Source organism: Caballeronia sp. (genome assembly GCF_049581465.1).
In the GTDB taxonomy this organism is placed as follows: Bacteria; Pseudomonadota; Gammaproteobacteria; order Burkholderiales; family Burkholderiaceae; genus Caballeronia.
In genome coordinates this window covers 1-9333 of record NZ_JBAUSA010000333.1, presented here as the reverse complement: position 1 = coordinate 9333, position 9333 = coordinate 1, and the positions used below count along the sequence as shown (strand labels likewise).

Here is a 9333-nt window from a genome sequence, read left to right as displayed (position 1 = left end):
ATTACGGCCATTGAGGCGAAGCGTGTGCGCGCCGTTTGAGCTTGGGGTGGGTGTTCAACTGAGGGTTGATGGGTGGGAGCCGTACTATGTTCGTGCCAAAAACCTGAAGTGGGCAACGGCGACACTTAAAAATTGGCGGTTTAAAACGCGTTTCTTTGCTTCGTTTCTTTGCGCGTTTGCAAAGAAATGAAGTCCCGCCCCGGATAGGGGCTAACAGTAATAAGCAAGAAAATACTACCTATGCAGAACGACCACGCTAGCAGGAGGACTCCGCCCTAAACCCACACTCGCCGCGAGCAGCACCCCAATCCCAACCCCACCCACCGCCACTGCCACCCCAAGCGCCAGCGATTTGCTACAATCCCATTCGCTTCGAGGAGCGTTGCGACGGGTTGCAACAATACCCGCCAGGCTCGAAGCATTCAATCGGACGGAGCGACCAGCGCTAACTCATTAAGCGCTTGTTGAACCACCGCATCGAACGGCGCTCACGTCAAATTTCTATGATTCCATTTAGAAAGGAGGGCGTGATGAACGCCGCAGTTCTCGATTCAAACACCCAAAACGATTTCCTCGTCGCCGATATGTCGCTTGCTGCCTGGGGCCGCAAGGAACTGAATATCGCCGAAACCGAAATGCCAGGCCTCATGCAAACGCGCGAGGAATACAAGACGCAACAGCCGCTGAAAGGCGCGCGCGTCGCCGGTTCGCTCCACATGACGATTCAGACCGGCGTGCTGATCGAAACGCTGACCGCGCTGGGCGCGGACGTGCGCTGGGCTTCGTGCAACATCTTCTCGACGCAGGATCATGCAGCCGCAGCCATCGCCGCAGCAGGCGTGCCGGTGTTCGCGTTCAAGGGCGAATCGCTCGACCAATACTGGGAATACGCGCACCGCATTTTCGAATGGCCGAACGGCGAATTCGCCAACATGATCCTCGACGACGGCGGCGACGCCACAATGTTGCTGATCCTCGGCTCAAAGGCCGAGACAGACCGCTCGGTTCTCTCGAAGCCGACCAACGAAGAAGAAGTCGCGTTGTACAAGTCGATCGCCGCGCACCTCGACATCGATCCGACGTGGTATTCCAAGCGCCTCGTGCATATCCAGGGCGTGACGGAAGAAACGACGACCGGCGTGCATCGTCTGTATCAGATGGAAAAGGAAGGGCGCCTGCCGTTCCCGGCCATCAACGTGAACGACTCGGTCACGAAGTCGAAGTTCGACAATCTGTATGGCTGCCGTGAATCGCTCGTCGACGGCATCAAGCGCGCAACCGACGTGATGATCGCGGGCAAGATCGCCGTGATCGCGGGTTATGGCGACGTGGGCAAGGGCTGCGCGCAATCGCTGCGCGGTCTGGGCGCAACGGTATGGGTCACGGAAATCGATCCGATTTGCGCGTTGCAAGCAGCGATGGAAGGCTACCGCGTCGTAACCATGGAATACGCCGCCGACAAGGCCGACATCTTCGTGACGGCGACCGGCAATTTCCATGTGATCGGCCACGACCACATGGTCGCCATGCGCAACAACGCGATCGTCTGCAATATCGGTCACTTTGACTCGGAAATCGACGTTGCCTCCACGCGCCAATACACGTGGGACAACATCAAGCCGCAAGTCGATCACATCGTTTTCCCCGACGGCAAGCGCATCATCCTGCTGGCTGAAGGCCGTTTGGTGAACCTCGGCTGCGCGACGGGCCACCCGTCGTTCGTGATGTCGGCCTCGTTCACGAACCAGACGATCGCGCAGATCGAATTGTTCGTGCATGGCGACAAGTACGAAAACAAGGTCTACGTCCTGCCGAAACACCTTGACGAAAAGGTCGCACGTCTCCATCTGGGCCATGTCGGCGCTGAACTGACCGTGCTGTCCGACGCTCAGGCCAGCTATATCAGCGTGGACAAGATGGGCCCGTTCAAGCCGAACCATTATCGCTATTAAGGCAATAACGGCGTGAACCCGGCGCGTGCACGGATTTTCAAATTCGTGCACGCATCCCTTGAAACACCCGGAGAACATCGATGTCCCTGTTGCTGACCTGGCTGGTCAACGCGCTCGCGCTGCTGATCATCACTTACCTCGTGCCTTCGATCCACATCCGCAGTTTCGGAACCGCGCTGATCATCGCGCTGGTGCTTGGACTGATCAACACCTTCATTCGTCCGGTTCTCGTGCTGCTCACGCTGCCGGTGACCATCGTCACGCTGGGGTTGTTCATCCTCGTGGTGAACGCGCTGTGTTTCTGGCTGTGCGCTTCGCTGCTCAAAGGCTTTGAGGTGTCGGGTTTCTGGGCCGCGTTTATCGGCTCGATCTTGTACAGCATCGTGTCCTGGTTGCTGTCGGCGCTGATCTTCGGGAATCGCAGCTTCGGGTAGGGCGTTCCTGGCGCCCAAAGACAAACATCATGAATCCGATCGAACTCTCATTCGAGTTCTTCCCGCCGAAAACGCAGGAAGGCGTCGACAAACTGCGCGCAACCGCCACGCAGCTCAGCACGCTCAAGCCGAAGTTCGTCTCCGTGACGTTCGGCGCGGGCGGTTCCACTCAACAAGGCACGCTCGATACCGTCGTCGACATGATGAAGCAGGGCCTCGACGCTGCCCCGCATTTGTCGTGCATCGGGTCATCGAAGGAAAGCTTGCGCGCGATCTTGCATGCGTATCGCGAGCAGGGCATTCGGCATCTCGTCGCTTTGCGCGGCGACCTGCCGTCAGGCATGGGCGAAGTCGGCGAGTTGCGCTACGCGTCGGAGCTTGTCGGTTTTATTCGTGCCGAGCAGGGCGACTGGTTCGATATTGAAGTGGCCGCGTATCCGGAATATCACCCGCAGGCGCGCTCGCCGAAAGCCGATTTGGAGAGTTTCGCGCGCAAAGTGCAGGCGGGCGCGAACTCCGCTATTACGCAGTACTTCTATAACGCCGATGCGTATTTTCGTTTCGTCGATGACGCGCGCAAACTGGGCGTGGATGTGCCTATCGTGCCGGGCATCATGCCGATTACCAATTACTCGCAGTTAATGCGCTTTTCAGAGATGTGCGGCGCGGAAGTGCCGAAATGGATTGCGCGTAGATTAGAAAGCTTCGGCGACGATCGAGAGGCGATTCGCGCTTTTGGACTCGACGTGGTAACGGGTTTATGCGAGCGGCTGGTGAAAGAAGGCGCGCCCGGGCTGCATTTTTATACGCTGAATGGCGCGGCTGCGAGCAAGACGATTTGCGAGCGGATGGGGTTGCGCGGTCAGTAACACGTCAGTAACAGGTCAGTAACACGCTAACCAGATCGGTATTTACCCGCGCGACGCTCGTTGCGCGGTTCTCGTTTTCCTCGTCTTCATTGCCATTAGTTCGACCCCATTCCAACCGACAACGCCGCAGCACAGGACGATGCGGCCGCTGCGCCTATCACTACGCGTAATACCCTATTACCTCACCGCTTGCCCACCGTTTTTTCGTCGCCTTGTTTGCCCCGGCAAAGCTCAGTAATATCGCGGCTACGCTGGTTCTAGCCAGCACCGATCCCGGAGGAAACATGAAGAAATTTGGCCTGTTGCGAGCTGCCCGCCTTTCGATGGCAGTTGGCGCCGCCATCACGGCATCGCTCATTACGGCGAGCGTTGCCCACGCCGCACCGATTCCGAACAAGACGCTGGTCTATTGTTCAGAAGGCAGTCCGGCTGGTTTCGACCCCGCTCAGTACACCACGGGCACCGATTTCACCGCGAACACGTTCACGGTTTATAACCGCCTCGTTGAATTCGAGCGGGGCAGCACGAAAGTCGAGCCGGGTCTCGCAGAAAAATGGGACGTGTCGGCCGATGGCCTCACGTACACCTTCCATCTGCGTCATGGCGTGAAGTTCCAGACCACGCCGTACTTCAAGCCGACGCGCGAATTCAACGCGGACGACGTCCTGTTCACGTTCAATCGCATGCTCGACCCGAACCAGCCGTTCCGCAAGGCTTACCCGGCATCGTTTCCGTACTTCACGGACATGGGCCTGGACAAGCTGATCACGAAGATCGAGAAGGTCGATCCGTACACGGTCAAGTTCACGCTTAAAGAAGTGAACGCTCCGTTCATCCAGAACATGGCGATGGAGTACGCGTCGATTCAATCCGATGAATACGCTCAGCAATTGCTGAAAGCCGGTAAGGCATCGGACATCAACCAGCAGCCGGTCGGCACGGGCCCGTTCATTTTCCGCAGCTACACGAAAGACGCGACCATCCGTTTCGACGGCAATCCTGATTACTGGAAGCCGGGCGAAGTGAAGATCTCGAAGCTGATTTTCGCGATCACGCCGGATGCCGCAGTCCGCGTGCAAAAGCTGAAGAACAACGAATGCCAGATCATGAGCTATCCGCGCCCGGCTGACATCGCGCCGCTGAAGGCCGATGCCAATATCGACACGCCGTCGCAAGCAGGCTTCAACGAAGGCTACGTGGCGTACAACGTGACGAAGAAGAACATCGATAACGTCGATGTCCGTCGCGCGCTGGACATGGCGATCAACAAGTCGGCGATCATCCAGTCGGTGTATCAGGGCGCGGGCCAGGCGGCCACCGCCCCGATGCCGCCGACCCAGTGGTCCTACGACAAGAACCTGAAGAACCAGCCTTATGACACCGCCAAGGCAAAGGCGTTGCTCGCGAAGGCAGGTTTCCCGAACGGCTTCGAGATGAACTTGTGGGCCATGCCGGTACAACGTCCGTACAACCCGAACGCGCGTCTGATGGCCGAAATGATCCAGGCCGACTGGGCGAAGATTGGCGTGAAGGCGAATATTGTCTCGTATGAATGGGGCGAGTACATCAAGCGAGCGCACTCAGGCGAGCACGATGCAATGCTGATTGGCTGGACCGGCGACAATGGAGACCCCGACAACTGGCTCGGCACGCTGCTGGGCTGCGACGCGGTGAATGGCTCGAACTTCTCCCACTGGTGCTACAAGCCGTTCAACGACCTGGTCGACCAAGGACGCATCACGTCCGATCAGGCTAAGCGCACGACGATCTACACGCAAGCGCAGGAGATTTTCGCGCAACAACTGCCGTTCTCGCCGATCGCTCACTCGACCGTCTATCAGCCGACCACGAAGAAGGTTATCGGCATGAAGATCGAGCCGCTCGGCTACTTGCGCTTTGACGGCGTCAGCGTGCAGTAAACGCTTAGCCGTAAGCTTTCCATACTAAAACTATAATTAGCTGCAAAGGTCCGGCGACAAGGGTCACAAGCCCGCGTCGCCGGTCGCATTTTTCCTCCCCAAAGAGACGAACCATGTTCCGATTCGTTCTGCGACGCATAGGCATGGTGATTCCGACGTTCATCGGCATCACGATTCTCGCGTTTGCACTTATCCACCTGATCCCGGGCGACCCCATTGAAGTCATGATGGGCGAGCGCGGCGTGGATCCGGCGATGCACGCCGAAGCCATGAAGCGGCTCGGGCTCGACCTGCCGCTTCCGGTTCAATATCTCCACTATGTCGGACATGCGCTCAAGGGCGACCTCGGGCAGTCGATCATCACGAATACAAGCGTGATGGGCGAATTTCTCGGCCGCTTTCCGGCGACGCTCGAACTGGCCACCTGCGCGATGATTTTCGCTCTGGTCATCGGCTTGCCGGCTGGCGTGGCCGCCGCGCTGAAACGCGGGACGGTAGTCGACCACGGCGTGATGGGCACGGCGCTGACCGGTTATTCCATGCCGATCTTCTGGTGGGGCTTGATCCTCATCATGTTCTTTTCGGCGAGACTGGGCTGGACACCGGTTTCCGGACGTATCGCGGTGGAATACGACATTCCCGCGCGCACCGGCTTCATGTTGTGGGATTCGCTTTTCTCCACCGATGAAGGCGCGTTCAAGTCCGCTGTCAGTCACCTGATCCTGCCGACCATCGTGTTGGGCACGATTCCCCTGGCCGTGATTGCGCGCATGACGCGTTCTTCCATGCTTGAAGTGCTGCGCGAGGACTACATCCGTACCGCGCGCGCCAAAGGTCTTTCGCCAGCCCGCGTGGTGATCGTGCATGCGTTGCGCAACGCGCTGATTCCCGTGGTGACGGTGATCGGCTTGCAGGTCGGCACCTTGCTCGCGGGCGCGGTGCTCACCGAGACCTTGTTCTCGTGGCCGGGCGTGGGCAAATGGCTGATCGATGCCATCAGCCGGCGCGATTATCCGGTCGTGCAGGGCGGTATCCTGATGATTGCAACGCTCGTCATTCTTGTGAATCTGGTCGTCGATTTGTTGTACGGCGTGCTGAATCCGCGCATTCGCCACACGAGGTAAGCCGATGGCCGATATCCAAAATAACCCCGGGGCACTGACCCCCATGCCCAGCGGCCGCTATCTCGCGGCCCGCGAATTCTGGGCGAATTTCTCGCGTAATCGTGGCGCCGTCGCGGCGGGCGCGATCGTGCTCCTGCTGGTCTTGATCGCGATCTTCGCGCCGCTGATCGCGCCGCACTCTCCCATCGAGCAATATCGCGATAACGTCAAGATCCCGCCGGCCTGGCTCGACGGCGGCAACTGGCGCTTCGTGTTCGGCACCGACGAAGCCGGTCGCGACATCCTCTCGCGCCTGATGTACGGCGCGCGGCTGTCATTCTGGATCGGCTTCGTTTCGGTCGTGCTCGCGCTGATTCCCGGCATTGTGCTCGGGCTGATCGCCGCGTTCTTTCCGAAATGGCTCGATACCCCGATCATGCGCATCATGGACGTGTTGCTCGCGTTGCCTTCGCTGCTGCTGGCGGTGGCCGTGGTGGCAATCATCGGGCCGGGACTGGTCAATACCATGTTGGCCATCGCGATCGTCGCGTTGCCCGGTTATGTGCGATTGACGCGCGCATCGGCGCTCGGTGAATTGCAGCGCGAATATGTGACGGCGTCGCGCGTGGCCGGGGCCGGAACGGTTCGGCTGATGTTCTCGCAAGTGCTGCCCAATTGCGGCGCGCCGTTGATCGTGCAAGCCACGCTCGGCTTTTCCTCGGCGATTCTCGATGCCGCCGCGCTCGGCTTTCTTGGCCTGGGCGTGCAGCCGCCATCGGCGGAGTGGGGCGCGATGCTGGCGTCGGCGCGCGATTACATCGAAAGCGCGTGGTGGATCGTGACCATGCCGGGCTTGTCCATCCTGATCTCGGTGCTGGCAATCAATCTGCTCGGCGATGGCCTGCGCGACGCGCTCGATCCCAAACTAAAACGGATGGCCTGATATGAGCGATCTATTGACCATTCGCAATCTCGCGGTGAGTTTTAACGGACTCCCTGCGGTCGACCGGATCGACTTGAGCGTCAAGCCCGGTGAAATCGTGGGTGTCGTCGGCGAATCGGGTTCGGGCAAAAGCGTCACCATGATGGCGTTGATGGGACTCATCGACGCGCCCGGCATCGTGACCGCCGACACGGTCATGTTCAACGGCGTGGACTTGCTGAAGGCATCGGCGCGGCAACGCAGGAAGATCATCGGCAAAGACATTGCGATGGTGTTCCAGGATGCGTTGTCGAGCTTGAACCCAAGCTACACCGTCGGTTATCAGATCAAGGAAGTCTTGCGGCTTCACGAAGGTTTGCGCGGCGCGAAACTGCAGCAACGGGCGCTCGATTTGCTCGATCAAGTCGGGATTCCGGACGCAAAGAGCCGTATCGATGCATTCCCGCACCAGATGTCCGGCGGCATGAACCAGCGCGTGATGATTGCGATGGCCGTGGCGTGCAATCCCAAGCTGCTTATCGCCGACGAACCCACGACCGCGCTCGATGTCACCATCCAGGCGCAGATCATGGAGTTGCTGGTGAAGTTGCAGAAGGAACGGGGCATGGCACTCGTGCTGATTTCGCACGATCTCGCGGTGGTGTCCGAAGTCGCGCAACGCGTGGCGGTGATGTACGCGGGCGAGATTATCGAAACGAATCACGTGCCGACCATTTTCAGCGAGCCGCATCATCCGTACACGGAAGCGCTGCTTGCCGCGATTCCCGAGCATAGCCGCGGCGCCGAGCGCCTCGCCGCATTGCCGGGCATGGTGCCGGGCCGCGACGATCGTCCGGTCGGTTGCCTGTTCGCGCCGCGCTGCAAATATGCCGTCGATGATTGCAAAAAGGAGCGTCCCGCGCTGTTTCAACTCGCTCCGAACGACCCCGCCGTGCGCGCGCGTTGCATCAAGCCGCTGAACATGGGTGTCGTGGCAGAACATGGAGGCGCGCGATGAGTGCAGTCCCTGAGGTAGTCCCGGCGGTCCTGACAAAAGACATCGTTCTAGTCGCCGATAAGCTCATGAAGCACTACAGCGTGAAGCGCAGCATGTTCACGCAGGGCACGGTCAAGGCGCTAAACGGCGTATCGTTCTCGCTGCAGCGCGGCAAGACGCTGGCGGTCGTCGGCGAGTCGGGCTGTGGCAAATCCACCCTGGCCCGGCAACTGACGATGATCGAAGCGCCCACATCCGGGCGCTTGCTGATCGACGGCGAGGACGTCGCACATGCGAACAAGGCGAAAGTCGCCGAGCTTCGACAACGCGTGCAGATGGTGTTCCAGAACCCGTTTGCTTCGCTGAATCCTCGCAAGACTGTCGAGCAGACGCTCGGCGAACCGCTCGCGATCAACACGAAACTCAGCGCGAGCGAACGCGCCGAACGGATCGCCCACATGATGCGCACGGTCGGCTTGCGGCCCGAACACGCGGCGCGCTATCCGCATATGTTTTCGGGCGGCCAGCGCCAGCGCGTGGCGATTGCGCGCGCGATGATCCTCGACCCGCAAATCCTCGTCGCCGATGAACCCGTGTCCGCGCTCGACGTGTCCATCCAGGCGCAAATCCTGAACCTGTTCATGGATCTGCAGGAGCAGTTCGGCACGAGCTATGTGTTCATCTCGCACAATTTATCGGTGGTGGAACATATCGCCGATGACGTCATGGTGATGTATTTTGGCGGTGTGGCCGAACTCGGCGACAAAGCCACGATCTATGCGCGGCCCCGGCACCCGTACACGCGCTCGCTGATGTCGGCGACACCGGCGCTGTTCGAGGAAGATCGCCGCATCAAAATCAGGTTGCAAGGCGAAATGCCGTCTCCGCTCAATCCGCCCACCGGCTGCACATTCCACCAGCGTTGTCCGTATGCAATCGAAAAATGCCGCGTGGAAGAACCGGCGCTGCGTTTTGTCGATGGCCGGCACGTCTCGTGTCATCGAGCCGAGGAGGTGGGGGAGATCGATGCCTGATTACCCGGCGGCGCGGCACGTTGCGCGCCGCCTAGGGCTTGTGGCAGTTCTTGGGTTGTGGGTGTTCCTGAGTGCTGCGCCGGCGGCGCATGCGCTCGGCGTC

The 9333-nt window shown here is 59.7% G+C and carries 9 protein-coding genes and 1 riboswitch; all 9 genes read left to right on the top strand.

The annotated features are described in order from the left end of the window. Positions 1-190 (top strand): hypothetical protein (locus tag WCA53_RS08320; RefSeq protein ID WP_423907879.1); only part of this gene is annotated, 190 nt, incomplete at its 5' end. A 178-nt stretch (positions 191-368) separates the two neighbouring features. Continuing rightward, positions 369-497, top strand: a riboswitch (S-adenosyl-L-homocysteine riboswitch). A gap of 33 nt (positions 498-530) precedes the next feature. Next, on the top strand, positions 531-1952 hold the full coding sequence (gene ahcY / locus WCA53_RS08315) for an adenosylhomocysteinase (RefSeq protein WP_423907876.1): 1422 nt from the start codon (positions 531-533) through the stop codon (positions 1950-1952). Positions 1953-2032: 80 nt separating this feature from the next. After that, entirely contained in the window at positions 2033-2386 is a 354-nt protein-coding gene (locus WCA53_RS08310) for a phage holin family protein (RefSeq protein WP_423907874.1), read from the top strand. Between the two features lie 29 nt (positions 2387-2415). After that, on the top strand, positions 2416-3255 hold the full coding sequence (metF, locus tag WCA53_RS08305) for a methylenetetrahydrofolate reductase [NAD(P)H] (protein WP_423907872.1): 840 nt from the start codon (positions 2416-2418) through the stop codon (positions 3253-3255). Between the two features lie 284 nt (positions 3256-3539). Further along, the gene (locus WCA53_RS08300) at positions 3540-5174 is read left to right on the top strand and encodes an ABC transporter substrate-binding protein (RefSeq protein ID WP_423907870.1); all 1635 of its coding nucleotides are present in this window, start codon (positions 3540-3542) and stop codon (positions 5172-5174) included. A 113-nt stretch (positions 5175-5287) separates the two neighbouring features. Continuing rightward, positions 5288-6298 (top strand): ABC transporter permease subunit, encoded by a 1011-nt coding sequence (locus WCA53_RS08295; protein ID WP_423907868.1) that lies wholly within the window; start codon positions 5288-5290, stop codon positions 6296-6298. 4 nt (positions 6299-6302) lie between these two features. After that, positions 6303-7220, top strand: coding sequence for an ABC transporter permease subunit (locus WCA53_RS08290; protein WP_423907866.1), 918 nt, complete (start codon positions 6303-6305; stop codon positions 7218-7220). Position 7221: 1 nt separating this feature from the next. After that, entirely contained in the window at positions 7222-8217 is a 996-nt protein-coding gene (locus WCA53_RS08285) for an ABC transporter ATP-binding protein (protein WP_423907864.1), read from the top strand. Further along, the gene (locus WCA53_RS08280; protein ID WP_423907861.1) at positions 8214-9230 is read left to right on the top strand and encodes a peptide ABC transporter ATP-binding protein; all 1017 of its coding nucleotides are present in this window, start codon (positions 8214-8216) and stop codon (positions 9228-9230) included. The genes WCA53_RS08285 and WCA53_RS08280 overlap by 4 nt, the downstream gene beginning before the upstream one ends. Positions 9231-9333: the final 103 nt, after the last annotated feature.

Excerpts from the sequence above, each read along its gene's own strand:
- ahcY (WP_423907876.1), top strand. The coding sequence starts at position 531 with ATGAACGCCGCAGTTCTCGATTCAAACACCCAAAACGATTTCCTCGTC.
- WCA53_RS08310 (WP_423907874.1), top strand. The coding sequence starts at position 2,033 with ATGTCCCTGTTGCTGACCTGGCTGGTCAACGCGCTCGCGCTGCTGATC.
- metF (WP_423907872.1), top strand. The coding sequence starts at position 2,416 with ATGAATCCGATCGAACTCTCATTCGAGTTCTTCCCGCCGAAAACGCAG.
- WCA53_RS08300 (WP_423907870.1), top strand. The coding sequence starts at position 3,540 with ATGAAGAAATTTGGCCTGTTGCGAGCTGCCCGCCTTTCGATGGCAGTT.
- WCA53_RS08295 (WP_423907868.1), top strand. The coding sequence starts at position 5,288 with ATGTTCCGATTCGTTCTGCGACGCATAGGCATGGTGATTCCGACGTTC.
- WCA53_RS08290 (WP_423907866.1), top strand. The coding sequence starts at position 6,303 with ATGGCCGATATCCAAAATAACCCCGGGGCACTGACCCCCATGCCCAGC.
- WCA53_RS08285 (WP_423907864.1), top strand. The coding sequence starts at position 7,222 with ATGAGCGATCTATTGACCATTCGCAATCTCGCGGTGAGTTTTAACGGA.
- WCA53_RS08280 (WP_423907861.1), top strand. The coding sequence starts at position 8,214 with ATGAGTGCAGTCCCTGAGGTAGTCCCGGCGGTCCTGACAAAAGACATC.